At 57.6% G+C, this 427-nt stretch carries 1 protein-coding gene; it reads right to left on the minus strand.

Features of this window, described 5'->3' with window-relative positions; genetic code table 11:
• Nucleotides 1-349, minus strand: a 349-nt coding sequence (locus tag H6B10_RS15430) for a DUF4145 domain-containing protein (protein WP_204652354.1), incomplete at its 3' end; no start/stop codon positions are given.
• Between the last annotated feature and the right edge of the window lie 78 nt (nt 350-427).

A 427-nucleotide genomic window follows, 5' to 3' on the forward strand; every position in this document is an offset into this window, starting at 1 on the left:
ACCACAGGTTTTCCAGGCAGAGGGCGGCCTCCTCGGGGGTGACGGGCTTGCGGTCGGCGTGGTTGGCGGTGTTGCCGGTCTGGCGTATGTAGTTCAGCCGCCGCCACAGGTCCTTGTCCACAATGTCGCGGAATTCCTCGGCGTTCAGCAGGCTGACCAGCCGATCGCCATAGGGTGTGACCAGCCCCGAATCCACCGAGTACATCCATTTTACGGCAAACTCCATCGCCCGGCGACAGTTCACCGCGCAGGCCGCCGGGTCAATGGCATAGATTTTTTCCGCCGCCACCGCCGCCCCGGCAAAGGAGGCAAACTGTGGTTCCGAAAGGAGAAAATCGAAGTTGGTCATGGTGGGTTACCTTGCTTCTGTTAAAGTATGTTAATCCTCTTTTTTCAATGCAAGTAATTGAGTCATGGCGAAGTCACC

It is taken from the genome of Gemmiger formicilis, from assembly GCF_016901605.1.
Classification (GTDB): domain Bacteria; phylum Bacillota; class Clostridia; order Oscillospirales; family Ruminococcaceae; genus Gemmiger; species Gemmiger formicilis_B.